Genomic DNA, 24,908 nt, shown 5'->3' with positions numbered 1-24,908 from the left:
GCGGGGCGGGTCAGCCGCTGTACGGCTCGGCCTTGATGATCTTCACCGCGGCCTTCTTGCCGTTCGGCAGTTCGTACTCCGCGTCCTCGCCGACCTTGTGGCCCATCACGCCGGAGCCGAGCGGGGACTGCGGCGAGTACGTCTCCACGTCGGAACTCGCGTACTCGCGCGAGGCGAGCAGGAAGGTCAGCGTGTCGTCCTCGTCGCCGTCGAAGGCGATCGTCACGACCATGCCGGGAGCCACGGCGCCGTTGGCCGCCGGGGCCTCGCCCACCTTGGCGTTCTCGAGGAGCTGAGTGAGCTGGCGCACACGGAGCTCCTGCTTGCCCTGCTCCTCCTTGGCCGCGTGGTACCCGCCGTTCTCCCGCAGGTCCCCCTCCTCGCGCGCCGCGGCGATCTTGGCGGCGATCTCCGTGCGCGCGGGACCAGTAAGGTACGCAAGCTCGTCCTTGAGCTTGTTGTACGCCTCCTGGGTCAGCCAGGTGACGTTCTCGCTGGTCTGGGTCACAGGTGCTCCTCGTAGGTACTGGGAAAATACAAAGCAACGCCCTACCCGGAAGGATGGTCCTCCAGGGGTGGGCGAAACCACGAGCCTAACAATTGAGTGCCCGCAGGGGGAGGACATAAGCCACCAGACTCATGTCGGCGCAGGTCACCGGTCAGGTATTCCCCGCCACATCACTCCGCGTGGCAGCCGAGCAGCTCGGCGCTCGTACCCGGGGAGGTAGTGCGCAGCGTGACGACCTCGTCGATACGCGTGGCGTCCTTGTCGAAGCGGAAATCCGCGCGGCCCACTTCTGCGCCGCTCTCGGCCTGCGAACGCACCGTGCAGTAACCGGCGACGCCCGCGTCCTTGCGCACCTCCAGGTGCACCTTCACCGAGTCGTCGGAGACCTCGAAGCCGATCATCTCGGCGCTGATCTCGTTCTGGACGACGTAGGAGTAGCCGAACCAGCCGATCAGGCCGAGCAGCAGCACCGACAGCACGGCGCCGACGATCCTGAGGGTGCGGTCGGCACGCTCGTCCGAGGAGCGGCCGTATCGGCCCTCGGGCAGCCGCGTGCTCGACGTACTCATGATCGTCTCCTCGGCAGGAAGGGACCGCTGTCCCCTGACAGCTTCCCGGAGCGGGATCCCGGAATTATTCGTCCCCCGATTCGGTCACTATAGAAGCCTGCGACGGCGACGGCGCACACAGGGCGCCCAACGACTTGAGGATTGAGTCTTGACTGACCAGCTGCGACTGATGGCCGTGCACGCCCACCCCGACGACGAGTCGAGCAAGGGCGCGGCCACCATGGCGAAGTACGTGTCCGAGGGGGTGGACGTGCTGGTGGTGACCTGCACCGGCGGGGAGCGCGGCTCCATCCTCAACCCGAAACTGCAGGGCGACGCGTACATCGAGGAGAACATCCACGAGGTACGCAAGAAGGAGATGGACGAGGCCCGGGAAATTCTGGGCGTGAAGCAGGAGTGGCTCGGCTTCGTCGACTCCGGCCTGCCCGAGGGCGACCCGCTGCCGCCGCTGCCGGAGGGCTGCTTCGCCCTGGAGGACGTCGACAAGGCGGCCGGCGAACTGGTGCGCAGGATCCGTGCCTTCCGTCCCCAGGTGATCACCACCTATGACGAGAACGGCGGCTACCCGCACCCCGACCACATCATGACCCACAAGATCACGATGGTGGCGTTCGAAGGGGCGGCGGACACCGCGAAGTACCCGGAAGACGAGTTCGGCCCGGGGTACCAGCCGATGAAGGTGTACTACAACCAGGGCTTCAACCGCCCCCGCACCGAGGCGCTGCACCAGGCGATGCTGGACAGTGGCCTGGAGTCGCCGTACGGGGACTGGCTCAAGCGCTGGAGCGAGTTCGAGCGCAAGGAGCGCACGCTGACCACGCACGTGCCGTGCGGCGACTTCTTCGAGATCCGGGACAAGGCGCTGCTCGCGCACGCCACGCAGATCGACCCCGACGGGGGCTGGTTCCGGGTGCCGATGGAGCTCCAGAGGAAGATCTGGCCGACGGAGGAGTACGAGCTCGCGAAGTCGCTCGTGGATACATCCCTCCCCGAGGACGACCTCTTCGCGGGCATCCGGGACAATGTCTGACATGAGCGCAAGCGCAAGCCTGGCAATGACCCACCTGGTGCCTCTCGCCAAGGAACTCGACGAGGACAAGGTGACCCCCGGTGTTCTCGGGTTCATCGTGTTCGCGGTGATGGCCCTGGCCGTGTGGGGGCTGATGAAGTCCATGAACCGGCACATGGGTCGGGTGGACTTCGTGGAGTCCGAGGATCCTGGGGCCGGTGCGGAGGATGTGGCTGTGGCCGAAGGTGGTACGAAGCGTGGCTGACCGCTGACCGCTGACCGCTGACCGCTGGGCGGGGTGGCGTCGCGCCCACCCCCCGCTCTCGGCTTCTCCCCCCGCTCTCGGCTTCTCCCCCCGCTCTCGGCTTCTCCCCCCGCTCTCGGCTTCGCTCGAGCGGGGGGACCCCATGGCCCTGCGGCACGACTGCCCGCGGTCGGCTGCGGGCAGCGGCGCGATGGTCGCGGCGGGCGGTGGGATGGTGCCTGTGCCCGTGCGGGCGCCGGGTGGTCGGTTGTCGGCAGGGGCGCGTCTCGCTCGCGGTGAGTGCCGTGCCTAGGTCCTGGAGGCGACCGTTACCCCCATGACCTCGCGGGCGTGGCGGCTGGGGACGAGGCCGAGGTGCCAGGCCTGCCAGCCGGTCTCCAGGGTGACGCCCCGCTCCAGGAGGAGCTGGTAGGCGTCCACGCAGTCGGTCAGTTTGCCGTCGCGGGCGGCGTGGGTGGCGCGGGCCAGCTGGGAGAGTTCCTCCTGGGCCACCGCCGTACCGACCTCCGTGCCGCCCGGCGCCGCGTACGGCAGCAGAGTGCAGCGCAGGAAGCGCGCCCAGTCCTCGCCACGCCGGTCGCCGTACGACACGAACAGCGTCACCGCGTCGTCGCACAGCGCCAGCGCCGCCTGCGTGCGTGCGTTGCCCGCGTCGACGACCGCCAGCTCCAGGCATGTCCACGCCTCGCCGTGCGCCACCCCGATCCGCTGGAAGTCGGCGCGCGCGTCCACCAGGAGCTGGCGGGCGAACCCGGAGTTGCGCAGCGAGCCGGTCTGGGCCGCCCGCTGGTCCCGGGTCACCCGTGCCGAGTGGTGCCGGGCGCAGGCCAGGCCGTACACGTCCCGCATCCGGGAGAACATGGTGCGGGCGCGTTCCAGCTCGCGCACCGCGCGGTCCAGGTCCCCGGTCTCCTCCAGCGCCTGGCCCAGGTAGTAGAGCGTCCACGCCTCGCCCCGCGCGTCCTCGTTGTCGCGGTGCCGGGCGGCGGCCCGGCGCAGGTCCTCGACCGCCGGTGAGGCGTCACCGTCCACCAGCCGGGCCCGTGCCAGCTCGGTCAGCGCCCACGCCTCACCACGGGCGTCGCGGGTGCGGCCGTACAACTCCAGGGCCGTACGCAGCTCGCTCTCCGCACGCGGCACGTCGCCCATCCGCAGGTTCAGCTGCCCCAGCTGGAAGTGCGCCCACGCCTGCCCGTGCACGGACTCGCCCGCCCGGTGCAGCACCAACGACTCGGTGAGCAGGTCCAGCGCCTCGGCCAGCCGGGCCCGGTCCCGCTCCACCGCCGCGAGCGCGTGCATCGTCCAGGCGCGGTCCGTGGCCAGCTCGGGCGCCGCCTGCAGATCCAGCGCCTCCCGCAACCTCGCCGACGCCTCCGTCAGATTGCCCTGGTGGTGCAGCGTGATGCCGAGCGAGGTCAGAGCCCGCGCCGCGCCCGCGTCGTGCTGCGCCTCCCGGTAGAGGTCCACCACCGACGTCAGCGTGGCCCGCGCCTTGTCCAGCTCGCCCAGCTGCCGTGCCGCGATACCCGTGCGCCACTGCACCGAGCGCACCAGCAGACCCTCGTCCACGGCCTGCGCCAGCTCGTTGATCTCACCGAGCCGGTACAGATCGCCGCGCAGCAGGCAGTAGTCGCACAGCGCGCCGAGCAGATTCAGCACCGCGCCCCGGTCCACGCCCTCCGCGTGCCGCAGCGCCGCCGTGATGAAGCTCGACTCGTCGTCCAGCCAGCGCAGCGCCTCGTCCAGCGAGGTGAAGCCGTACGGGCTGAAGCGGTCCGAGCGGGTCGACATGTTGCCGTCGACCAGCCGGAGCACCGAGTCGGCCAGCTCGGCGTAGTTCACGATCAGCCGCTCCTGTGCCGCCGTGCGCTCGGCCGGTTCCTCCTCGTCGAGGAGCCGGGCCAGCGCGAAGGCGCGGACGAGGTCGTGCAGCCGGTAGCGGCTGTGCCGTACCCGGTCGATCAGCCCGGCGCGGTTCAGCACGGTCAGATGCCGGGTCGCCTCGGCCTCGTCCGTGGCGAGGAGCGCCGCCGCGGCCGCGGCGCCCAGCGAGGCCCGTCCGGCGAGCGCGAGGCGCCGCAGCAGCCGCCGTACGGTCTCCGGCTGGTCGGTGTAGCGCAGCCACAGCACCCGCTCGACGGGATCGACCGGCCCGTACGCGTCCAGCCCATCGGCCAGGGCGAGGGGTGAACGCGGTCCCAGGGCCGCACCGGCGATCCGCAATGCCAGCGGCAGACCCCCGCACAGCTCCCGGACCCGCTCGGCGGACTCGGCGTCGTACGGCCCCGAGGTGTCCTGCGCGGCGGCCCCGAGGAGCTCCTCCGCACCCGCCGCGTCGAGCGGCTCCACCGCCAGCTGGTACACCCGGGCCGGCAGATCGTCCGGCAGCCCGAGCGGCGCACGCGCGGTGACGAGGACCAGGCTGTCGGACCGCTCCGGGATCAGCGTGCGCACCTGCTGCGGATCGGAGGCGTCGTCCAGCACCACGGTGACCGGCATTCCGGTCAGATGCTGGTGGTACAGCTCGCTCAGCCGTTTGACCTGCTGGTCCGGGGAGGAGCGCTCACGGAACAGCAGCTGTTCGCGCGGCGCCCCGAGCCGGTTCAGCAGATGCAGCAGCGCGTCCCGGGTGGGCAGCGGAGGCTCACCCGGGCTGTCGCCCCGCAGATCGACGACACAGGCACCACGGAAGTAGTCCCTGAGCTCGTGCGTGGCGCGCATCGCGAGCGTCGTGCGGCCGCTGCCGGGCGTCCCGTGCAGCACCACCACCGTCGGCTGTGTCTCCGTACTGGCGCGGGCCGCCTGCACCCACTGCCGTATCCGTGCCATCTCCTGCCGCCGGCCCGCGAACGGACCGAGCGGCTCCGGGAGTTGGCCGAACGACTGCTCCAGCACACTGCGTCCGCGGGCCGCCGCGCTCTTGTCCGCGCCGCGCAGGCGCGGCCCCGACTTCTTCGGTCCGGTGGACGCGGCCAGCACCCGCTGCTGATCCAGGAACGGGCGGATGCCGCGCACCTCCAGCGCCGTCAGCCACTGCAGCCGCAGCTGGTCCGGTCCGCCCGGCTGGCTCACCGCACCGGCCCGGTGATGGGCGGCGGGCACATGCGTGCCGGCCACCTTCACCACGGTCGCCGCCGCGCCGACGACCCCGACGGCCACACCCGCGCCCAGCGCGGTCCCGGTTCCGGTCCCGAGCGCCATGTCCGCGACGGCGGCCGCGACCCCCGCCACGCCGGCCACCAGCAACGGAGTCCCGGCACCCTCGCGGGCGTAGCGCTGCCGGAAGGTGAGCTGCCCGGCCGCCGCCTCGTCCAGGGCGCGTGTGTACGCCTCGTACTCCTCGGCCGCCGTCCGCGCCATCGCGTCCAGTGCCCCGCGGGCCCGCGCCAGGAGCACCTTCCCGTCCGTGCGCCCGCCCGACCGGCGCACCTCCTCCTCCACGGCCCGCGCCAACAGCCGCTCGGCATCCGCCCGCTGACTGTCCCGCATGTCTTGTCCCCCTCCGGCGGCGTCGGCCGGTCCCGGCCGCGTTCCTTGGTCACAAGTGTGTCGTGCGGGGGCCGTCGTGTGGAGAGGGCCGGATCACCGGCTGTGTGCTGCCGGGCTCCGGGGCGGGTACTGCGGCAGGATGGACACCATGCCGAACCGACTGGCCCATGAGACGTCCCCGTACCTGCTGCAGCACGCCGACAACCCGGTCGACTGGTGGCCGTGGTCCGAGGGGGCGTTCGAGGAGGCGCGACGGCGGCAGGTACCGGTGCTGCTGAGCGTCGGCTATTCGAGCTGCCACTGGTGCCATGTCATGGCGCACGAGTCCTTCGAGGACCAGGGCACCGCCGACGACATGAACGCGCACTTCGTCAGCATCAAGGTCGACCGCGAGGAGCGCCCCGACGTCGACGCCGTCTACATGGAGGCGGTGCAGGCGGCGACCGGGCACGGCGGATGGCCCATGACCGTGTTCCTCACGCCGGACGCCGAGCCGTTCTACTTCGGTACGTACTTCCCGCCCGCGCCCCGGCACGGCATGCCGTCCTTCCGGCAGGTGCTCCAGGGCGTCCACCAGGCCTGGGACGAGCGGCGGGGCGAGGTCGACGAGGTCGCGGGGAAGATCACGCGGGACCTGGCCGACCGGGTGATCTCCTACGGCGACGACCAGCTGCCCGGTGAGCAGGAGCAGGCGGGGGCGCTGCTGGGGCTGACCCGCGAGTACGACCCGCAGCGCGGCGGGTTCGGCGGGGCGCCGAAGTTCCCGCCGTCCATGGTGATCGAGTTCCTGCTGCGGCACCACGCCCGCACCGGCGCCGAGGGCGCGCTGCAAATGGCGCGGGACACGTGCGAGCGGATGGCGCGCGGCGGGATCTACGACCAGCTGGGCGGCGGTTTCGCGCGGTACTCCGTGGACCGGGACTGGGTGGTGCCGCACTTCGAGAAGATGCTCTATGACAACGCGCTGCTGTGCCGGGTGTACGCGCACCTGTGGCGGAGCACCGGTTCGGAGCTCGCGCGCCGGGTGGCGCTGGAGACCGCGGACTTCATGGTCCGCGAACTGCGCACGCCGGAGGGCGGGTTCGCGTCCGCGCTGGACGCCGACAGCGACGACGGCACGGGAAAGCACGTCGAGGGCGCGTACTACGTGTGGACGCCCGACCGGCTCCGGGAGGTCCTCGGGGAGGACGACGCCGAACTGGCCGCGCGGTACTTCGGGGTGACCGAGGAGGGCACCTTCGAGGAGGGCGCCTCGGTGCTGCAACTGCCGCAGCGGGACGAGGTGTTCGACGCCGGGCGGATCGACGGCATCAGGGAGCGGCTGCTCGCGGCGCGCTCCGCGCGGCCCGCCCCCGGCCGGGACGACAAGGTGGTCGCCGCCTGGAACGGGCTGGCGATCGCCGCGCTCGCCGAGACCGGGGCCTACTTCGACCGGCCGGACCTGACGGAGGCCGCCGTCGCCGCGGGTGACCTGCTGATCCGGCTGCACCTCGACGAGCAGGCCCGTATCGCCCGCACCAGCAAGGACGGCCGCATCGGCGCCAACGCGGGCGTGCTGGAGGACTACGCCGATGTCGCCGAGGGGTTCCTGGCGCTCGCGGCGGTGACCGGTGAGGGCGTGTGGCTGGAGTTCGCCGGGCTGCTGGTCGACCACGTCCTGGCCCGCTTCACCGACGACGCCTCGGGTGCGCTGTACGACACGGCGTCCGACGCGGAGCGGCTGATCCGGCGTCCGCAGGATCCGACCGACAACGCGGCCCCGTCCGGCTGGACGGCCGCGGCGGGCGCACTGGTGAGCTATGCGGCGCACACCGGCTCGGAGCCTCATCGCACCGCTGCCGAGAGGGCCTTGGGCGTGGTGAAGGCACTCGGGCCGCGGGTTCCCCGGTTCATCGGGTGGGGGCTCGCGGTCGCCGAGGCCGTGCTGGACGGTCCGCGTGAGGTGGCCGTGGTCGGCCCGGCGCTCGACGACCCGGCGACAACCGGGCTGCACCGTACGGCACTTCTGGGCGTCGCGCCCGGCGCTGTGGTCGCGGTCGGGACTCCGGAGAGTGACGAGTTCCCGCTGCTCGCCGGCCGTCCTCTCGTCGGCGGTGAACCGGCCGCCTATGTCTGCCGTAACTTCACCTGCGACGCACCGACGACCGACCCTGACCGGTTGCGTACGGCACTGGATGGATGAACAGCCGGACGTGCCGGACGGGTTGGGCTTCGATCAGCGTCGTCATGCGGAGCCACCCACGTCAACCCCGCTCGGAGCGCGAGGCAACCGCCCGTTCCACGATCGCCACCAGTTGCTCATGATGCGCGCCCTTCCAGTACGCGCGCCCGCAGTCGCAGCACTGCGCGAACACGTCGTACGTACGGTGCGTACCGCCCTTCAACTGGTCGGCGACGTCCTCCTTGCTGGCCCTGCGCAGCAGCCCGTTGCAGGCGGTGCACCGCGTCCACGGCCGCAGCTCGGGGTCGAAGCGGTCCAGCACGTAGGGGAGTTGTTCCTCCGGCCGTGTGCTGTACACGAACGCCCCTGCCCACAGCTCCCGCCGCCGCAGCAGCCCTCGGTCGCGGCTGAGCATGACCCGCCGCTCCGCCGCGGACCGCGCGGCCAGCGCCGGATCACCGATGTCCGTCGACTCGTACGCGGTGTCCACACCCAGCAGCCGCAGCCGGCGGGCGAGGGTGCCCAGATGCACGTCGAGCAGGAACCGCAGGGGTGCTCCCGGCACCCGCTGGGGATGGGCGACGGTCCGCACGGTCACCGACTCGCCCGCCGTCGGGACATGCCGGGCCGGCACCTCGCGTCCGTCCACGAGCAGCGTGCCCACCTCGGTCAGCGGCACACCGAGGGACTCCACCACATGCCCGAGGCTGGAGATGCCGTCGGTGGCGGCCTTCATCGCGCCCGTGGGTCGTGCCTGGGGCACGAAGAGCAGCAGCTCGGAGTCGAACTCGACGTGGATCTCGGGACCGTTCACCCGGTCAAGGATGTCATGTCCGGGGCCCGGGGCCTCAGGATTTCGGGGTGGTCAGGCCGTGCTCGAAGACGTCGAGGGTCCGGTCGACGAGGTCGGTGAGGTCGTCGGTGTGACCGTGTTCGACCCAGTAGCGCATGGCCTCCAGCACGCCGCCGGCCAGGGCCATCGCGAAGACCCGCACCTCCAGGCCGTCCGGGTCGAGCCCGGTGCGCGCGGCGATCGCCTCGGCGAGCAGGCGGCCGGTGGCCGACAGTCCTTCCAGCATCCGGGAGCGCATCGCGGGCACCTCGGTCATCAGCCGTGCCCGCAGCAGGAGCACGTCCGGCTGCTCGGCCATCGTCAGGCCGATGGCCTTGTGCATCACGTACCGGACCGAGTCCATCCAGGGTTCGTCGTCGGGCCGCGCCGCGAGTTCCGCGAGCAGCGGCTCGTCGTACTCGTCGGTGAGGACGATGTCCTCCTTGGTGGGGAAGTACCGGAAGACGGTCGACGGCGACACCTCGGCGCGCCCGGCGATCTGCTCGACCGTCGTCGCGTCGTAGCCCTGCTCCTCGATCAGTCCGTAGGTGGCCGCGCGGATCGCCTCGCGGGTCTTGATCTTCTTCCGCTCACGAAGCCCCGGGCGGGGCGGGTCGGCGGGGGCGAGGGGAGAACGTGCGGCCTTCATGCCGGTCATTGTCGGCCATCGGCCTCCACGGCGGCCATGCCGCCGTCCACGGTCCCCTGGGCGACGGCGGACCGGGTGTTCGGCAGGAACGCCGCCACCAGGAGCGCGGCCCCCAGCGCCGCGAACCCGCAGACGACGAGCGCCAGCGACATCCCGTCCACGTACGCCGCGTCGGCGGAGCGGGCGAGGGCGGGCAGGCCGAGCCGGTCGGCGACGGTGTGGGCCCCGCTCAGCGATTCCCGGGCGGCCTCGGCGGCGGGTTCGGGCAGCCCGGTGGTGTCGAGCCGGCCGGAGTAGGCGTCGGCGACGAGGCTGCCGAGCAGGGCGATGCCGACCGCGCCGCCCACCTGGCGCAATGTCATCAGCAGCGCGGATCCGCTGCCCGCCGCGTCGGCGGGGATGCCGCCGATCGCCGCGTCCATCGCGGGCACCATCGCCAGGCCGAAGCCCAGGCCCGCGATCGTCAGCCAGGTGGCGGTGAATCCGTAGCCGCTGCCCGGCTCGGTCCGGGAGCCGAGCAGCGCGGCGAAGCACAGCACCACCAGTCCCACGGCGACCACCGGGCGCGGCCCGAACCGCCGCACCAGGGCCGTGCTCACCCGCGCGGAGACCATCAGACCGCCCATCATCGGCACCAGCCGCAGCCCGGTGCCGAACGCGTCGCTGCCGCCGATCTGCTGCAGATACGTCGGCAGCAGGAACAGCAGCCCGGCGAAGACGAACGTGCCGAGCGTGGCGGACAGGACGTTGAACAGGAAGACGCGCCGCCCGAGCAGCGCGAGGTCGAGCATGGGCCGCGCCGCACGACGCTCGCGCATCACGAGCCCGGCCAGGAGCAGTACGGACAGGGCGAACGAACCGAGCACCCGGCCACTGCTCCAGCCGTGCACGGGTCCTTCGATAATGCCGAAGACCAGTGCGCCGAGTCCGGACGCGCTGAGCACCGTGGACAGCGCGCCGACCCCGGGCGAGGAGGGGTCGCGGGATTCCGGCAGCAGGAACAGACAGGCGGTGATGCCGACGGCGGCCATCGGGATGTTGATCAGGAAGATCGAGCCCCACCAGTAGTGGTCCAGCAACAGTCCGCCGACGAGGGGGCCGAGCGGCATTCCGGCGGCCATGGAGGCGGTGACCGCGGCGACCGCCTTGCCGCGCTCCTCCTCGCCGAACATCGACGGCAGTACGGACAGTCCCAGCGGAATGACCAGCGCGGCCCCGAGACCCATCACCGAGCGGGACGCGATGACGAGTTCCGGTGTGCCGGACAGCGCGCCGGCCAGGGACCCGGCGAGGAACACACAGAGCCCCGCCACCAGCATGCGGCGCCGCCCGAACCGGTCGCCCAGCAGGCCGGCGGGCAGCATCAGTGCCGCGAACACCACGATGTAGGAGTCCACGATCCACTGGAGCTGACCGGTGCTCGCCTCCAGCCGCGCGGCCATGGTCGGCAGCGCCACGTTGAGGATCGTGAGGTCGAAACCGAGGGTGAGCATGCTCGCGACCAGCGCGGCCAGGGCCCACCAGCGGCGGGGGTCGGTGTGCGCGGGATCCCGTGAAGTGACAGTGGCCATGAAATGAGAGTAACTATCAAAAACGCTTGACTGTCAACATTGCGCAGGCATGAGAAAGGCCGCGGCACGGATGCCGCGGCCTTCTCAAGGGGTGGGTGAGCTCTGTGGGGGTTAGTACGCCACCAGGGAGATCCCCACGTAGTGGGCGATGAAGGCGGCCAGTGTGAACGAGTGGAAGACCTCGTGGAAGCCGAACCAGCGGGGTGAGGGGTTGGGCTTCTTGAGGCCGTAGATGATCCCGCCGGCGCTGTAGAGCAGGCCGCCCACGATCACCAGGACGAGCACGGCGATGCCGCCGGCGCGCATGAAGTCCGGGAGGAAGAAGACGGCCGCCCAGCCCATCGCGATGTAGCAGGGCGTGTAGAGCCAGCGGGGGGCGCCGACCCAGAAGACCCGGAAGATTATCCCGGCCGCGGCCGCCGCCCAGATGCCCCACAGTAGCCAGCGTCCCTTGGACCCGGGCAGCAGCAGGATGGTCAGCGGGGTGTACGTACCCGCGATGATCAGGAAGATGTTGGCGTGGTCGAGGCGGCGCAGCACCCCGTCCATGCGGGGACTCCAGTCGCCCCGGTGGTAGAGCGCGCTCACGCCGAACAGCAGGCAGGCCGTCAGGGCGTAGACCCCGCAGGCCAGGCGCCCGCGGGGCGAGTCGGCGAAGGCGGTGAGGACCAGACCGGCGACCAGGGCGGCGGGGAACATGCCGAGGTGCAGCCAGCCGCGGAGCTTGGGCTTGACGGGGTGCGGCAGGGAGGTCGCCACCGGGCCCGGGCCGTCGGCCGGCGGGTCCGCGGGGGCGTCGGGGACGAACGCAGTCATGCTCTACATCGTACCTACGCAACCGTAAGTTATGGATTCCCGTACCGCATTGGCTCCGCGAGGTGGCCATCGTCTCACGTCACCCCGCGGACGGGTCACGCAAAGAATCCGTCACGTCTCCCCAAGGTGGCGGTAAAACCCCGCCGAAAACCGTGGTCAGCGTCACGTTGCTCACTTGTGCGGCCCTCTGGACAGATGGGCACTCTCGTCGGATGATCAAATGAGTGCGGTCGACACCGGATGAGCGCCCCACGCACCACCGTGAAGCGTCCGGGTCGCAGCCCCCACGGGGCCTCCCAACAAAAAACCCCCTCATTTAGGAGCAAACGTGGCGCACGACATCGCGGAACCCGGCGTCCCCACCACCCACCAGGGACTGGTCTCCTGGGTCAACGAGATCGCAGAGCTGACCCAGCCGGACAACGTGGTCTGGTGCGACGGTTCAGAGGCCGAGTACGAGCGACTGTGCGAGGAGCTCGTGGCCAAGGGCACCTTCCGGAAACTCGACCCGATCAAGCGCCCCAACTCCTACTACGCGGCTTCCGACCCCACCGACGTCGCCCGCGTCGAGGACCGGACGTTCATCTGCTCCGAGAAGGAGCAGGACGCCGGCCCCACCAACCACTGGAAGGCCCCCGCCGAGATGCGGGACATCTTCCAGGGCGAGAAGGGCGTCTTCCGCGGCTCGATGAAGGGCCGCACGATGTACGTCGTGCCCTTCTGCATGGGCCCCCTCGGCTCGCCGCTGTCCGCCATCGGTGTCGAGATCACCGACTCCGCGTACGTCGCCGTCTCCATGCGCACCATGACCCGCATGGGCCGGCCGGTCCTCGACGAGCTCGGCACCGACGGCTTCTTCGTCAAGGCCGTGCACTCGGTCGGCGCCCCGCTGGAACCCGGCCAGGAGGACGTCCCCTGGCCCTGCAACAGCACGAAGTACATCTCCCACTTCCCCGAGGACCGCGAGATCTGGTCCTACGGCTCCGGCTACGGCGGCAACGCCCTGCTCGGCAAGAAGTGCTACGCCCTGCGCATCGCCTCCGTCATGGCCCGCGACGAGGGCTGGCTGGCCGAGCACATGCTCATCCTCAAGCTCACCCCTCCCACCGGTGAGTCCAAGTACGTCGCCGCCGCCTTCCCGTCCGCCTGCGGCAAGACCAACCTCGCCATGCTGGAGCCCACGGTCTCCGGATGGACGGTCGAGACGATCGGCGACGACATCGCCTGGATGCGCTTCGGTGAGGACGGCCGCCTGTACGCCATCAACCCGGAGGCCGGCTTCTTCGGCGTAGCCCCCGGCACCGGCGAGCACACCAACGCCAACGCGATGAAGACCCTGTGGGGCAACTCCGTCTTCACCAACGTCGCCCTCACCGATGACGGCGACGTCTGGTGGGAGGGCATGACCGAGGAGACCCCGGGCCACCTCACGGACTGGAAGGGCAACGACTGGACCCCCGAGTCCGGTACGCCCGCCGCCCACCCCAACGCCCGCTTCACCACCCCCGCCGCGCAGTGCCCGATCATCGCGCCGGAGTGGGAGGACCCCAAGGGCGTGCCGATCTCCGCGATCCTCTTCGGCGGCCGCCGCGCCAGCGCAGTACCGCTGGTGACGGAGTCCTTCGACTGGAACCACGGCGTCTTCCTCGGCGCCAACGTGGCCTCCGAGAAGACCGCCGCCGCCGAGGGCAAGGTCGGCGAGCTGCGCCGCGACCCGTTCGCCATGCTGCCGTTCTGCGGCTACAACATGGGCGACTACATGGCGCACTGGATCGATGTGGGCAAGTCCGCCTCGCAAAGGGGGGACCAGTCCAAGCTGCCGAAGATCTACTACGTCAACTGGTTCCGCAAGAACAACGACGGCAAGTTCGTCTGGCCCGGCTTCGGCGAGAACTCCCGCGTCCTGAAGTGGATCGTGGAGCGTCTGGAGGGCAAGGCGGAGGGCGTCGAGACCCCGATCGGCGTGCTGCCGGCGAAGGCCGCGCTGGACACCGACGGCCTGGAGCTGTCCGAGTCCGACCTGGACTTCCTGCTCACGGTCGACAAGGACGTGTGGCGCGAGGAGGCCGCCCTGGTCCCCGACCACCTCAACACCTTCGGCGACCACACGCCCAAGGAGCTGTGGGACCAGTACCACGCGCTGGTGAAGCGCCTGGGCTGACGCCCGCACGGACCCCGCGGCCGGTCGGTACTCGGTATGAGGATGCCCTGACCAGCGATCGTCACGCCACGGCCGGCCGCGGAACGGACCGGCGGGGCCCCGTACAACGGCGTACGGGGTTTCCGGGTCCGTCGTCGCCCTCTCCGTCCGCCCCGACGGAACCCGGCGTCGGCGGTCCCACCCCGCCCCCTCGGCGCGGCCCCCAAGGGGGCTCACGAACGTGCCGAGGGACGACGGAGCGCTCCAGCCGCCTTTTTCCGGGCGGCTGGAGCGCTCCGTCGTCTGCCGCCCGTGCGGCCTCGCGCCGACGGTACGTCCGGGTGTTCTCCCAGGTGAACCGGCAGTGTCCGATGGATGTCGCCTTGCTGCGGAACTGATCGTTCCGGTCGGTGATGCCCGGAGTGTGTGATTCCGGATGGTTGCCGGTCGCTGCGCGTGGATAATCGAACGCGCAGTGTGACTAATATGCCGCCCGGTGTCATCGTGTTCACGTCCGGCCGGTCGAGCAGCCCGGTCCGCCCTAGGGAGTTACCCCTGCGCTCGCGAGCAAGAAAGCCCATTGCGAGAAACATGTCGCTGCGGACGGCACTTCTCGTCCTGGCCTTCATCCCCGGTGTCGCGCTGATCGCGCTGTGGGCCGTCAGCAGTGGCCAGACCTTTCTGGACTTCCAGCGGCAGGCCGACCAGGGTCTGCTGGCGGAGAAGGCCGGCCAGCCGTCGAACATCGTGTACTACAACCTCCAGGAGGAACGCCGTCTCAGCGCCGAGGTGCTCGCCGGCCAGGACGGTGCGGCCCCGGCGCTGGCGCGCCAACGGGCCGAGACCGACAAGGCGGTGGAGAAGTTCAGGACGCTGTCGGACGACCTGTCCTCGGCCGGGGAGGCGCCCCGGCAGGTCAGGGACGCCGTCGGCGAGGCACGCGCGGCGATCGACGGGTTGCCCGCACAGCGGTCCCTGGTCGACAGCGGGGACGAGGACCAGCAGCGCGCGGTCTACCGGTACTACACCGAACTGATCGCCGTCGACCTCGAGTTGTTCACCTCGCTCAGCCAGGTGGACAACGGCCGGATCACGCTGCTCTCCCAGCCGCTCGTCGACCTCTTCTGGACCAAGGAGATGATCTCCCGTTCGGACGCGCTGCTGACCCGCGGATGGGGGGCGGGCGGACTGACCGCCGAGGAGCTGCGGCAGGTCCGTGAGGCGGTCGAGGCGCAGTCGTTCCTCGCCACGGTCAAGGTCGCACCCGAACTTCCCGCCGACGAACGCGCCATGTGGCGGCGGATCACCGGCAGCGACGCCTGGAAGAGCAAGACCGGTGTGGAGCGGACCGTGCTGGACGCGGGCGAGCCCGCCGCGGGCGACAGGGTCACCCTGGACGCCGACCGGAGGGCCTGGCGCGGCGCGATCGACACCCTCACCCCCGAGCTCGAGGAACTCCTCGAGCACCGCACCGCGTTGGTGACGGAGGAGGGCAAGGCCAGTGTGATGGCGCTGCTCTCCAGGATGGTGCTCACCACCGCCGTCGGTCTCGCGGCCGTCCTCGCCGTCATCTGGACGACCTGGCGCCTCACCCGGGGCCTCCGCCGGCGTATCGGAGGCCTCCAGGAACGGGCCGAGATGCTGGAAGCGGCGCTCCCCGACGTCGTCGAACGGCTCGCGCGGGGCGAGCGGATCGACGTCGAGGCCGATGCGAAGGCCATTCCGAGCGACCCGTACGGCCGCGAGGACGACGAACTGGGCCGGCTCGGCTCCGCGCTCAACCTCGCCCGCGCCAGCGCGATCCAGGCCGCCGTCCGACAGGCCGACCAGCACCGCGGATTCGAGAAGCTGCTGCAGCGCATCGCCCGGCGCACCCAGCAGTTGATCGGGCAGCAGTTGAAGAAGCTCGACGAGATGGAGCGCCGCCACGAGGACGCCGAGGTCCTCGACGGCCTCTTCGACCTCGACCACCTCACCGCCCGCCTGCGCCGCTACGAGGAGAACCTGGTCATCCTCTCCGGTGGCACCCCGCACCGGCGGTGGCGCAAGCCGGTCGCCCTGCTGGACGTGATGCGCTCGGCACAGGGCGAGGTGCAGGACTACCGGCGGGTGCTCCTGGACGAGGAGAGCGGTTCCTGGCTCGCGGCGCGGGCCGTCGGTCCGGTCGCGCACGTGCTGGCCGAACTCGTCGAGAACGCCCTCACGTTCTCCCCTCCGGCGAGCCCGGTCGAGGTCCGGGCGGCCGAGGTGGGCCGTGGCCTGGCCATCGAGGTCGAGGACCGGGGACTGGGCATGGACGCCGACGCCCTGGCCGAGGCGAACGAACTGATGGCCCGTCCGCACCGGCTCGACGTGCTGGCCCAGTCCGACGACGTACGTCTGGGCCTGCACGTGGTCGCGCGCCTGACACACCAGTACGGACTGCGGGTGGAGTTCCGCGCCTCCGCCTTCGGAGGCACCCGGGTGGTCGTCCTCGTCCCGGCCGAACTCACCGTCCCGGCGCCGCCGCGGGGCCCGGTGGCGGTGCCCGCCCCCGGTTCCGCCCTCGAGGACGCGTACGCCCCGGCCGCTCCCGCCCACGGCGCCGACGGGCCGCTGCCCACACGGGTACAGGGACGGGCGCTGGCCGACGTCACGCCGCTGATCCCGGCCGGGTCCCACGAGTCGCAGCACCCGCACCCCGCCCAGCCGCACAGCGTCGAGACCCTCTGGCCCTCGACGGGCGCCCCGGCACCGGACGCGTCGTACGAGGACGGTGATGCGGCGTCGTACGGGCACGCTGATGCGGCGTCGTACGGGCACGCTGATCCGGCGTCGTACGGGCACGCTGATCCGGCGTCGTACGGGAGCGGGCAGGGGCACGTCGCCCCCATGCCGTACGGCCACGGCGTTCCCCGGCCGTCCGAGGCCCCGCACGGCACCCACCCGGCCATGCCCGCCCACGACACCGCCGGCATCCCCGTGCCACCGGACGACCGGACGCCGCACGACGCCACCCCGTACGGGACCGGCCGGCCGCACGGACCGGGCGACGCCCCGTACGGCACGGACCGGCCCCACGGCACGGATGTCGTCCCGTACGGGACCGGCCACCCTCCGGGCGACACCGCGTACGGCACGGACCGGCCCCACGACCCGGGCCACGCCCTCCACGGAACCGGGCCCGCGCCCCACCCGCACCCGGCCTCCGCCCTCGGTGGGGGCGAGGGCGACGTGGGACCGCGTCCCCGTGCCGAGGCCGGTGGCTCCCCCCTGACCGAGGACGGCGCCCCGCTGCCGCGGCGGGTGCGGCAGGCCAGCCTGGCCGACGAACTGCGCGTCGGCCCCACGGCCGAAAGCCCGCAGACCAGGAGGCCTCCCCGTTGGCAGGACGATCCGATGCTGCGCCCCGTACCGCGCCGGGCCGGGGCGACGATCGGCGCGTTCCAGCGCCGGTCGCGCGCCGCACGTGAGGGCCGGGCCCCGACGGCGCCCGAATCCACCGCCCCGCGCCCCCCGATGAGAGAAGAAGAACAGTCATGACACGTACCACCGCGACTCACCAGGACCTGGACTGGCTGCTGGACGGCCTCGTGGACTCGGTCGCCGAGACCAGGAACGCGGTTCTGCTGTCCGACGACGGACTGGTCGTGAGCCACTCGCAGAGCATCGCGCGCGCCGACGCCGAGCGGCTGGCCGCGATCTGCACCGGCCAGCAGAGCCTGGCCCGCGGCGTGGGGCAGATCTTCGACGGCGGTGTCGTCCACCAGGTGATCGTCGAACTCGCCGACCTGTGGCTGTTCATCATCGCCGCCGGAGAGGGCACCCACCTGGCCGTGGTCGCCTCCCAGGAGGTCGACGCGGAGGTGATGTCGCTGGCCATGCACAACCTGGTGCTGCAGGTCGGGCAGCGGCTCGGGACGGCGGTCCGCGGTGAGTTCGACGCCTTCGGCGCGGGGCAGGGAACCGGCGCGTGAACCCGGGTTGGGAGTACGACGACGCGGGCGAGGACGGCGCGGACAGCATGGTGCGCCCGTACACCATCACCCGCGGCCGTACCGCTCCCGCTCGAGACGACCTCACCCTCATCACCGTGCTCGCCACCGTCGAGGACCCGCGCGACGAGCAGGGAACGCCCGTCCGGCCGGGCAGGCTCCAGCCGGAGCACCGCAGGATCCTGCAGCGCTGCCGGCGGCCCGCCGCCGTCGCCGAGGTCGCCGCCGAGCTCGACCTCGCCGTGTCGGTGACCAAGATCCTGCTGGCCGACCTCGTCGGCCAGGGCCTGCTCGCCGCGCGCGCACCGATCACGGTGGCCCGGGCGGCGGGCGGCATCGACCCGAACCTGCTGGCCGCCGTTCGTGACGGACTCCGGAGACTGTAGAAAACATGATCACCAGTCAGGCGGCGCCCGCCGCCCTCAAGATCCTCGTCGCGGGCGGATTCGGCGTCGGCAAGACCACCCTGGTGGGTGCGGTCAGCGAGGTCGCCCCGCTGCACACCGAGGAGTACATGACGGACGCCAGCGTCGGCGTCGACGACCTCGCCGGAGTCGGCGCCAAGGCGACCACCACCGTGGCCCTGGACTTCGGGCGCATCACCATCAACGACGACGTGGTGGTGTACCTCTTCGGCACCCCGGGCCAGGAACGCTTCTGGTTCATGTGGAACGACCTGGTCCACGGCGCGCTCGGCGGCGTGGTCATCGCCGACACCCGGCGCCTGGACAGCAGTTTCGCCTCGATCGACTTCTTCGAGAGCCGGGGCATCCCGTTCGTGGTGGCCATCAACTGCTTCCACGGCCACAACACCCGGACCCCCGACGAGATCAGGGCCGCCCTCGACCTGGACCCGCACGTGCCGCTGCTCCTCGGCGACGCCAGGGAGCGCGCGTACGGCAAGGAGACGCTCCTCGCCCTGGTCGACCTCCTGGCCCGCCTGAACGCCCCGGTCGCCTGACCCCCAGGCCACCCTTCCCGACACTCCCCCGGAGACACTGGCATGGCCCCACAGTTGCGCGTACTCGTTCACGGCGGCGGCATCGGCGGACTCACCCTCGCCACCGCGCTGGCCCGGCGCGGCCACACCGTGGAGATCGCCGAGGTCCGCGGTGAGCTGGAGGCCCTCGGCGTGGGCATCATCCAGCCCTCCAATGCGCTGCACGTCATGCGGGAGATCGGCGTGCTCGAGGAGTGCCTGGCGGCCGGTTCCGAATGGGAGTTCCTCACCATCGCCGACCCGGCGGGCAACGCCCTGGCCCGCATCCCGCAGCCGCGGATGGGCGACGTGCCCCCGAACAACGGCATCCCGCGCCCCGCGCTGGCACGGGTGCTCGGTACCGCCGCCGTGGCAGCCGGCGCGAAGATCCGGTTCTCCGCCACCGTCACGGAACTCACCGACGACGGCTCGGGTGTGGACGTCACCCTCTCGGACGGCTCGTCGGCCCGATGGGACCTGGTCGTCGGCTTCGACGGCATCGGCTCCCCGCTGCGCACCCGCCTGTACGGCGACCGCTACAGCCCCGAGTACACCGGCTTCGCCAACTGGCGGGTCACGCTGCCGCGCCTGCCGGGTCTGGACGGCGTGCTGATGGCCACCGCCGGCCCGGAGGCCAAGGCGCTGCTCACGCCGATCACGGACGACACGATGTACCTGGGCGCGGTCTTCGCGGAGACCGAGGACTTCCGGCCCGACCCCGAGCGGGCACACGAGCAGCTCGCCGAGCGGCTGGCGATGTTCTCCGGCCCGGTCGCCGAGGCGCTCGCCGGCGTGACCGACCCGGCGGCCGTGGTGTACTCCCGGATCTCCCAGGTGACGGTGGACGCGCCGTGGCACGTGGGCCGGGTGGTGCTGGCCGGTGACGCGGCCCACGCGAGCGCCCCGCAGCTGGCACAGGGCGCGGCGATGGCCGTCGAGGACGCGATCGTGCTCGCGGAGTCCCTGGACGCGCACGCCGACGTCCCGGCGGCGCTCACCGCGTGGGAGGAGCGGCGCCGGCCCCGCGCCCTGTGGGTCCAGGCCCTGTCCCGCGCGGTGCTCAAGCAGGAGACGGGCGGCGAGACCACCCCCGAGGAGGACGCGCTCCTGAAGATCGGCATCCCGGGCGCCGCCCACGCCCTGGTCCAGCCTTACTGACCCGCGGCACCCGCACCGGTGGTGCCCGCACCGGTGGCACCCGCACCGGTGGCACCCGCACCGGTGGTGCCCGCACCGGTGGCACCCGCACCGGTGGTGCCCGCACCGGTGGCACCCGCACCGGTGGTGCCCGCACCGGTGGTGCCCGCACCCGCGGTGCCCGCACCCGTGGCCCGGTCGGCACGCCGCCGGCCGGGCCATGCGCCCGTCTCAGGTGCCCGTGTAGCGCCCCGGCCGGTGGTTGAAGGCCAGGACGAGATTGACGACGACGGCGCCGGCGGCCGACAGCAGCACGCCGGGGCCGGAGACGACCGTGAAGGACGCGGCCACGATGACGACGTCGAGTGCCATCTGGACGTATCCCGCGCGCAGGCCCAGACGTTCCTGCATGACGAGGGCGAAGATGTTGAAGCCGCCGAGGCTGGACCGGTGCCGGAACAGGACGAGAAGCCCCATCCCGGCGAGCAGGTTGCCGGTGAGCGCGGCGTAGACCGGGTCGATGGCGATCTCGGAGATCTCTACGGGATGCAGCGAGACCAGCAGCGAGAAGATCCCGATCGCCACCCCGGTGCGGAGCATGAAGTCCCACCCCTTCTTCGCCACGGCGAGCACGAAGAAGGGCAGGTTGACGAGGGCGAAGATCAGCCCGAACGGAAGGCCGACCGCGTACCCGATCAGCAGGGCGAGACCGGCGGTGCCGCCCGTGACGGTCCCGCTGGTCTGGACGAGGAAGAGCCCGAGGGAGGCGACGAAGGTTCCGGTGAGGATCGCCAGCAGATCCTCGGCCACACCATGCTTCGGGACGACGGACACGGCTGCACTGGTCATGGCAGCGATGGTCGAAGCACGACGGACGGAATTACAACCTGGCGCCATTCGACTGGGACGGATGCACACCACTGCCCCGGATCTGCGTCAGAATGCCCAGCATGAAGTCCATCGACGCCCTCGACGCCCGCATCCTGCTGGCGCTCGACGACAGCCCCGACGCGACGATCCTGCACCTGGCGAAGGTCCTCGGCGTCTCCCGCAACACGGTGCACGCCCGACTCCAGCGCATGGACCGGGACGGCGTACTGCTCGGCTTCAGCCAGCGCGTCCCGCCCGCGGTCATGGGATACGACCTCGTCGCCTTCGTGTCGCTCGCGATCAGCCAGAGCGAGGGGACCGCCGCGCTGGACCAGTTGCAGACCATCCCGGAGGTCATCGAGGTCCACGCCACCACCGGCGAGGCCGATCTGCTCGTCAAGGTCGTGGCGCGGGACCCCGCGGACCTGCACCGCATCACCACGTCCATTCTCGGCCTCGACGGCATGGTCCGCTCCAGCACGGCCATCTCCCTGTGGCAGACGATGCCCAACCGGACCCGTGCCCTCCTCGAATCCGTCGCACACGGCGACACCTGAGCGCGGTGCGGGCCGGCGTCATCGTGCTCCCGCGCCGGGCCCGTAGGGCCGCCCGCCCCCGCAGGGCTCACGGCGACCGGTCCTCCAGGTACCGGGTGTGGGACTCCTGGCGCCGTGCCTCCGTCTCCCGCAGGCCCTGCGCCAGCCGCTCCGCCTCCGCGTGCAGCAGTTCCAGCTGACGCACCAGGTGCTGCTCCGGAGGTTCCTGCCCGGGTGCCAGCCGCGTCCACCAGCGGGTCCGCACGTAGGCGTCGACGGCTTCCGGCACGTCCCGCCGCACGGCCCGGGACAGGACGTGCACGGCGTCCGGGTCATGGGCGATCTCCGTCACCCACCCCGGGTCCAGCAACGCCTCCAGCAGCTCCGTCAGCCCGGTGAGCCGGCCCCGGGCGGCGGGCGGCAGCTCGGCGTCCGCGAGATAGTCCCGGAGCCGCTCGAAGTCCGCCCGTACCTCGTCGAGCTGCGCGGACGGGTCCGGGAAGTCGGGCAGCGCGGGACGCTCCGGCGGGGCGATCAGCGCGCCCGCCCCGTACAGCCCCGCCACCACGACCGGCCAGTACGGTCCCGCCACGCCCGTGAACGTCAGCAGCAGCCCCGCGACCCCGCCCGCGCTCCCGACGAGGTTCTTCCGGGACTCCAGATACGCCAGCGCCCTACTGGTAGCCACGGATCTCCTCGAACGCGTCGTCGAGCGAGCCCCGACCGTCGAAGAGCCGGCCACCGGTCAGCTCCGCGATGTGCTCCAGCTCCGTACGGTCGGAGTCGCCGAACAGGATCGGGAAGACAGGGGTGTTCCGCCGGTCACCGGTCAGCCCGCGGTAGAAGTCCTCGAAGTCGGCGGCCTCGTCGCCCGCGGTGTTCTCGCCGTCCGTCATCAGCACGACCGAGGTGAACGCGTCCTCGCCGGTGGCCAAGTGGTCGTAGGCCTTCCGAAGGGACGTGTAGATCGCGGTCTCGCCCTCCGCCACCAGCCGCGCGGTGTCACGGCGGATCGCGGACACCCCCGCCCCCGGTTGGGCGGGGCTGACGACGTGCGTGCGCACACGCTTCACCCGCGAACCGAACGGCATCAGGGTGACCTCCTCGCGCTCACGGAAGTCGCTGGTGAGTCCGGTGAGGGCCTTCTTCAGCCGGCTCAGGCGCTCGCCCTCCATCGAGCCGGACGTGTCCAGGACGTACACCGTCCGGGAGGGGCGGCGCAGCTCGTTCTCGTACGCGTCCAGCAGACCGTCGGCGACGGAGCGGCTGCCCGGGAAGGGCAGTTCGCGCCGTCGTTCCGGGTCCAGGCCGGAGGCGGGTGGGACCGAGGCGACGACCGGACGGCGGTGCGTGCGGTCGGTGATGAGCCGTTGGACGGAGTCCGTGCGCAGTGCCTCGGCGACGCGGCGCACGGTCTCACGGGTGGCGGTGCCGGTGGCGGCGAGGGAGGACAGCGGATAGTCGGCGGTGACGACACCGTCCTTCGGACGGATCACCGTGAGGTCCTCGAACCCCTTCAGGACGGACTCGTAGTTGAGGAGCGCGTCGACGTCCCCCCGCCGGGCGTACGCGCCAGCCAGCCAGCCGGAGGAACCCGACGTCAGCTCCTGTCCCCGGAAGAACTCCTTCATCCGCGGACCGGCCTTCACCACGTCCGCGTCGCTGAGCGCGGACTGGGCTCCCGAGAGCGCCGAGGCGACCGAGACCAGGGTGGAGAAGCCCGAATTGGAGCGTGCCGGGTCGGTCATACCGTAGGTGAGCTCGCCGTCCCGCACAGCCCGCTCGACCGCGGACCAGGTGACCTCCTCCGGCTTCCAGCCCAGCTTCTCCACGGTGGCCGGCCGGACGCCGATGGCGACCGGACTGGACATGACGGGTGTCTCCGAGACGACCTTCTCCGCCGCTTCCGGGCGCAGCCGCAGATAGTCGTTGGAGGACAGCCACACGGCGTCGTACCTGCCGTCCGTCTTCCCCGAGGCCAGCAGGTCCACGGCGTCGAGCGTGCCGATCCAGGTCGGGCGGAGCGTGACCCCGGTGTCCTTCTCGATCCGCTCGAACACCGGTGTCATGTCGCTGAGTTCGCTGGAGGCGAGGACCCGCAGCGTGCCCGGCTCGGCGGTGTGCGGGCCCGTGTCCGCGTCCTCACGGGACTCCGGGCCGGCCGTGCAGGCGCTCAGCAGCACGGCGACGGCGGCGATCAGCGCGGCCGGTGCCCGCCGCCTCATCCGAGGCCCCCTTCCAGCGCGCCCTGCGCCCGGCTGCGCTCCAGGTACGTGCTCGCGTGATGCAACTCGGAGGTGAGGTTCTCCACCGTCGCCGCCATCGCCTCGGTCGCCTGCACCTTGTAGGTGTCGATGGCGTCCAGGGTGCGGTAGATCTGCTGGAACGCGGACCGCAGGGTCTCCGCCCCGACCGCGGGGTCGGCGGCGATGCGCTGGATCTCCCCGCTCTGGGTCGCCAGCATCTCCGCGTTGCCCCGGATCAGGTCCTCGGTGGTGCCGCGCAGGGCGTTGACCTGCTCGACCACCTTCTTCTGGTGGTCCAGAGCGGACGCCAGCATCACGGAGATCCGCAGAGCCGACACGGTCGTGGTGGCCGCCCGGTCCACCCCCTTGATCAGCTCGTCGTTGTTGCGGCGTACGACGTCCATGGCGAGGTAGCCCTGTGCGCACACCGCCAGCTGCGTGAGCAGGTCCTGGTGCTTCTGCCGGACGGGGAAGAGGACGTCGGCACGCAGCGAGTCGGCCTGCGCGGGGTCGGCGGCCTCCACCCCCGCGATGTGCTCCTCGACCGCGGTGTCCAGGGCCTCCGTGAGTACGACGTACTCCTGGAGCTTGCCCATGGTCTCCCACAGCCGTACCCGTTCGGTCTGCAACGCGGCGTTGTCACGGCGCAGTTCGTCCTGCCCTCCCCTGAGCGATCCCACGATCCTGTTCAGGGTGCCCTGCGCGGAGGCGTACTTGGCGACGTGGTCGCGCAGCTTGTTGCCGCCGGGCAGCCGGGAGAGGAACTTGCGCCCCTTGGCCGCCGGAAGGTCCCGCGGGTCCAGGTCCTCGACCACGCGCCGCAGCTCGACGAGGGACCCCGCCACCATGGACTGGGCGTCCCCGCCCCGGTCGGGCAGGCTGCGTACCGTCCGCTCCAGCATGCGGTTGGACTGGGCGGTCGCGCCGCGCATCTCGCCGGCGCCCAGTGCGGTGATCTCGCTCACCTTGCCGGCGAACTCGGGGGAGCGGGCGTCCAGGGCGGCCAGCCCTTCGACGTACGCGGCGGCCTTGGCCGTCATGTCGGCGCGCACGCTGTCGTTCACGGGCACCAGACCGCCGGCCTTCTCCCGCGGCACGGGTGTGACGGCCTCGGGTGGTGTGAGTACGAAGTCGCCTTCAGTGCTGCTCACTTGGAT

Annotated in this window: 21 protein-coding genes; 10 read left to right on the top strand and 11 right to left on the bottom strand. The window is 71.5% G+C overall.

Annotated features, from left to right (window positions below):
* Positions 1 to 10: 10 nt before the first annotated feature.
* Both greA and ACZ5C2_RS29465 read right to left on the bottom strand, forming a co-directional pair.
* On the bottom strand, positions 11 to 508 hold the full coding sequence (greA, locus tag ACZ5C2_RS29470) for a transcription elongation factor GreA (RefSeq protein WP_468798012.1): 498 nt from the start codon (positions 506 to 508) through the stop codon (positions 11 to 13).
* Between the two features lie 170 nt (positions 509 to 678).
* Positions 679 to 1,077 (bottom strand): DUF4307 domain-containing protein, encoded by a 399-nt coding sequence (locus ACZ5C2_RS29465; RefSeq protein ID WP_468798009.1) that lies wholly within the window; start codon positions 1,075 to 1,077, stop codon positions 679 to 681.
* A 148-nt stretch (positions 1,078 to 1,225) separates the two neighbouring features.
* Here ACZ5C2_RS29465 and mca point away from each other — a divergent pair, with 148 nt between their 5' ends.
* Together mca and ACZ5C2_RS29455 are read left to right on the top strand one after the other, a co-directional pair.
* A complete protein-coding gene (mca, locus tag ACZ5C2_RS29460) occupies positions 1,226 to 2,107 on the top strand; it encodes a mycothiol conjugate amidase Mca (protein WP_468798006.1) in 882 nt (293 codons plus the stop codon).
* Complete coding sequence (locus ACZ5C2_RS29455; RefSeq protein ID WP_468798003.1) at positions 2,100 to 2,351, top strand: hypothetical protein; 252 nt, start codon at positions 2,100 to 2,102, stop codon at positions 2,349 to 2,351. The genes mca and ACZ5C2_RS29455 overlap by 8 nt, the downstream gene beginning before the upstream one ends.
* A gap of 288 nt (positions 2,352 to 2,639) precedes the next feature.
* On the opposite strand, the gene ACZ5C2_RS29450 is transcribed toward ACZ5C2_RS29455, so the two are convergent.
* Entirely contained in the window at positions 2,640 to 5,840 is a 3,201-nt protein-coding gene (locus ACZ5C2_RS29450; RefSeq protein ID WP_468797999.1) for a tetratricopeptide repeat protein, read from the bottom strand.
* 148 nt (positions 5,841 to 5,988) lie between these two features.
* Here ACZ5C2_RS29450 and ACZ5C2_RS29445 point away from each other — a divergent pair, with 148 nt between their 5' ends.
* Entirely contained in the window at positions 5,989 to 8,022 is a 2,034-nt protein-coding gene (locus tag ACZ5C2_RS29445; RefSeq protein ID WP_468797996.1) for a thioredoxin domain-containing protein, read from the top strand.
* 61 nt (positions 8,023 to 8,083) lie between these two features.
* On the opposite strand, the gene ACZ5C2_RS29440 is transcribed toward ACZ5C2_RS29445, so the two are convergent.
* From ACZ5C2_RS29440 to trhA, 4 genes are all read right to left on the bottom strand, one after another.
* Entirely contained in the window at positions 8,084 to 8,815 is a 732-nt protein-coding gene (locus ACZ5C2_RS29440; RefSeq protein WP_468797993.1) for a Mut7-C RNAse domain-containing protein, read from the bottom strand.
* Between the two features lie 34 nt (positions 8,816 to 8,849).
* A complete protein-coding gene (locus tag ACZ5C2_RS29435) occupies positions 8,850 to 9,482 on the bottom strand; it encodes a TetR/AcrR family transcriptional regulator (protein ID WP_468797990.1) in 633 nt (210 codons plus the stop codon).
* A 5-nt stretch (positions 9,483 to 9,487) separates the two neighbouring features.
* Positions 9,488 to 11,053 (bottom strand): DHA2 family efflux MFS transporter permease subunit, encoded by a 1,566-nt coding sequence (locus tag ACZ5C2_RS29430; protein ID WP_468797987.1) that lies wholly within the window; start codon positions 11,051 to 11,053, stop codon positions 9,488 to 9,490.
* Between the two features lie 111 nt (positions 11,054 to 11,164).
* Positions 11,165 to 11,869, bottom strand: coding sequence for a PAQR family membrane homeostasis protein TrhA (gene trhA / locus ACZ5C2_RS29425; RefSeq protein ID WP_468797984.1), 705 nt, complete (start codon positions 11,867 to 11,869; stop codon positions 11,165 to 11,167).
* Positions 11,870 to 12,197: 328 nt separating this feature from the next.
* On the opposite strand from trhA, the gene ACZ5C2_RS29420 reads away from it, so the two are divergent.
* The 6 genes from ACZ5C2_RS29420 to ACZ5C2_RS29395 all read left to right on the top strand — a co-directional run bounded on the left by ACZ5C2_RS29420 (position 12,198) and on the right by ACZ5C2_RS29395 (position 20,120).
* Positions 12,198 to 14,030: a phosphoenolpyruvate carboxykinase (GTP) gene (locus tag ACZ5C2_RS29420; RefSeq protein ID WP_468797981.1), complete on the top strand. Its 1,833-nt coding sequence runs from the start codon at positions 12,198 to 12,200 to the stop codon at positions 14,028 to 14,030.
* A 570-nt stretch (positions 14,031 to 14,600) separates the two neighbouring features.
* On the top strand, positions 14,601 to 17,531 hold the full coding sequence (locus tag ACZ5C2_RS29415) for a sensor histidine kinase (RefSeq protein WP_468797978.1): 2,931 nt from the start codon (positions 14,601 to 14,603) through the stop codon (positions 17,529 to 17,531).
* Entirely contained in the window at positions 17,528 to 17,965 is a 438-nt protein-coding gene (locus ACZ5C2_RS29410; protein ID WP_468797975.1) for a roadblock/LC7 domain-containing protein, read from the top strand. Before ACZ5C2_RS29415 ends, ACZ5C2_RS29410 begins: the two co-directional genes overlap by 4 nt.
* Before the next feature lie 47 nt (positions 17,966 to 18,012).
* The gene (locus ACZ5C2_RS29405) at positions 18,013 to 18,369 is read left to right on the top strand and encodes a DUF742 domain-containing protein (protein WP_468798114.1); all 357 of its coding nucleotides are present in this window, start codon (positions 18,013 to 18,015) and stop codon (positions 18,367 to 18,369) included.
* Positions 18,370 to 18,374: 5 nt separating this feature from the next.
* Positions 18,375 to 18,944 (top strand): GTP-binding protein, encoded by a 570-nt coding sequence (locus ACZ5C2_RS29400; protein WP_468797972.1) that lies wholly within the window; start codon positions 18,375 to 18,377, stop codon positions 18,942 to 18,944.
* Between the two features lie 42 nt (positions 18,945 to 18,986).
* Complete coding sequence (locus tag ACZ5C2_RS29395; RefSeq protein ID WP_468797969.1) at positions 18,987 to 20,120, top strand: FAD-dependent monooxygenase; 1,134 nt, start codon at positions 18,987 to 18,989, stop codon at positions 20,118 to 20,120.
* 210 nt (positions 20,121 to 20,330) lie between these two features.
* On the opposite strand, the gene ACZ5C2_RS29390 is transcribed toward ACZ5C2_RS29395, so the two are convergent.
* Positions 20,331 to 20,948, bottom strand: coding sequence for a YitT family protein (locus ACZ5C2_RS29390; protein WP_468797966.1), 618 nt, complete (start codon positions 20,946 to 20,948; stop codon positions 20,331 to 20,333).
* Positions 20,949 to 21,049: 101 nt separating this feature from the next.
* Here ACZ5C2_RS29390 and ACZ5C2_RS29385 point away from each other — a divergent pair, with 101 nt between their 5' ends.
* Positions 21,050 to 21,526, top strand: a complete 477-nt coding sequence (locus tag ACZ5C2_RS29385) for an Lrp/AsnC family transcriptional regulator (protein ID WP_468797963.1) — start codon at positions 21,050 to 21,052, stop codon at positions 21,524 to 21,526.
* A 67-nt stretch (positions 21,527 to 21,593) separates the two neighbouring features.
* Here the strand turns inward: ACZ5C2_RS29385 and ACZ5C2_RS29380 are convergent, their stop codons facing one another.
* The 3 genes from ACZ5C2_RS29380 to ACZ5C2_RS29370 are packed head-to-tail and all read right to left on the bottom strand — an operon-like array spanning position 21,594 to position 24,908.
* A complete protein-coding gene (locus ACZ5C2_RS29380; protein WP_468797960.1) occupies positions 21,594 to 22,193 on the bottom strand; it encodes a hypothetical protein in 600 nt (199 codons plus the stop codon).
* Positions 22,180 to 23,730, bottom strand: a complete 1,551-nt coding sequence (locus tag ACZ5C2_RS29375; RefSeq protein ID WP_468797957.1) for a vWA domain-containing protein — start codon at positions 23,728 to 23,730, stop codon at positions 22,180 to 22,182. Before ACZ5C2_RS29375 ends, ACZ5C2_RS29380 begins: the two co-directional genes overlap by 14 nt.
* The gene (locus ACZ5C2_RS29370) at positions 23,727 to 24,908 is read right to left on the bottom strand and encodes a toxic anion resistance protein (RefSeq protein WP_468798111.1); all 1,182 of its coding nucleotides are present in this window, start codon (positions 24,906 to 24,908) and stop codon (positions 23,727 to 23,729) included. Before ACZ5C2_RS29370 ends, ACZ5C2_RS29375 begins: the two co-directional genes overlap by 4 nt.

The sequence above is a fragment of the Streptomyces sp. NPDC031365 genome, from assembly GCF_055569765.1.
This window is presented reverse-complemented; position numbering and strand designations above follow the sequence as displayed.

What these genes read in the sequence shown, in the direction of transcription:
- ACZ5C2_RS29465 (WP_468798009.1), bottom strand. Translation starts at nt 1,077, where the DNA reads ATGAGTACGTCGAGCACGCGGCTGCCCGAGGGCCGATACGGCCGCTCC.
- ACZ5C2_RS29455 (WP_468798003.1), top strand. Translation starts at nt 2,100, where the DNA reads ATGTCTGACATGAGCGCAAGCGCAAGCCTGGCAATGACCCACCTGGTG.
- ACZ5C2_RS29450 (WP_468797999.1), bottom strand. Translation starts at nt 5,840, where the DNA reads ATGCGGGACAGTCAGCGGGCGGATGCCGAGCGGCTGTTGGCGCGGGCC.
- ACZ5C2_RS29445 (WP_468797996.1), top strand. Translation starts at nt 5,989, where the DNA reads ATGCCGAACCGACTGGCCCATGAGACGTCCCCGTACCTGCTGCAGCAC.
- ACZ5C2_RS29435 (WP_468797990.1), bottom strand. Translation starts at nt 9,482, where the DNA reads ATGAAGGCCGCACGTTCTCCCCTCGCCCCCGCCGACCCGCCCCGCCCG.
- ACZ5C2_RS29430 (WP_468797987.1), bottom strand. Translation starts at nt 11,053, where the DNA reads ATGGCCACTGTCACTTCACGGGATCCCGCGCACACCGACCCCCGCCGC.
- trhA (WP_468797984.1), bottom strand. Translation starts at nt 11,869, where the DNA reads ATGACTGCGTTCGTCCCCGACGCCCCCGCGGACCCGCCGGCCGACGGC.
- ACZ5C2_RS29415 (WP_468797978.1), top strand. Translation starts at nt 14,601, where the DNA reads ATGTCGCTGCGGACGGCACTTCTCGTCCTGGCCTTCATCCCCGGTGTC.
- ACZ5C2_RS29410 (WP_468797975.1), top strand. Translation starts at nt 17,528, where the DNA reads ATGACACGTACCACCGCGACTCACCAGGACCTGGACTGGCTGCTGGAC.
- ACZ5C2_RS29405 (WP_468798114.1), top strand. Translation starts at nt 18,013, where the DNA reads ATGGTGCGCCCGTACACCATCACCCGCGGCCGTACCGCTCCCGCTCGA.
- ACZ5C2_RS29400 (WP_468797972.1), top strand. Translation starts at nt 18,375, where the DNA reads ATGATCACCAGTCAGGCGGCGCCCGCCGCCCTCAAGATCCTCGTCGCG.
- ACZ5C2_RS29395 (WP_468797969.1), top strand. Translation starts at nt 18,987, where the DNA reads ATGGCCCCACAGTTGCGCGTACTCGTTCACGGCGGCGGCATCGGCGGA.
- ACZ5C2_RS29390 (WP_468797966.1), bottom strand. Translation starts at nt 20,948, where the DNA reads ATGACCAGTGCAGCCGTGTCCGTCGTCCCGAAGCATGGTGTGGCCGAG.
- ACZ5C2_RS29385 (WP_468797963.1), top strand. Translation starts at nt 21,050, where the DNA reads ATGAAGTCCATCGACGCCCTCGACGCCCGCATCCTGCTGGCGCTCGAC.
- ACZ5C2_RS29375 (WP_468797957.1), bottom strand. Translation starts at nt 23,730, where the DNA reads ATGAGGCGGCGGGCACCGGCCGCGCTGATCGCCGCCGTCGCCGTGCTG.